Consider the following 318-nt stretch of genomic DNA (forward strand, 5'->3'; position numbering starts at 1 on the left):
CGGCTGATGCGCATTTATCAGGGCGTATTACTGAGCTGGCGCTTGAACGCAGACGTTTTGGTTATCGGCGCATCTGGCAGCTGCTGCGTCGGGAGGGCCTTCACGTCAATCACAAGCGGGTATACCGTATTTACCACCTTAATGGACTGAGCGTAAAACGCAGACGACGCCGTAAAGGACTGGCGACCGAGCGGTTTCCGCTTCTGCGGCCGGATGCGCCGAACCTGACATGGTCGATGGATTTCGTTATGGACGCACTGGCCAACGGTCGCAGGATCAAGTGCCTGACCTGTGTGGATGATTTCACGAAGGAGTGTC

Annotated in this window: 1 protein-coding gene; it reads left to right on the forward strand. The window is 56.3% G+C overall.

Going from position 1 to position 318, the window contains the following annotated elements:
• On the forward strand, positions 1–318 hold a 318-nt coding region (locus NNO04_RS22670), incomplete at both ends, for an IS3 family transposase (protein WP_271446543.1).

The sequence above is a fragment of the Citrobacter sp. Awk 4 genome (assembly GCF_028069725.1).
GTDB lineage: Bacteria > Pseudomonadota > Gammaproteobacteria > Enterobacterales > Enterobacteriaceae > Citrobacter_D.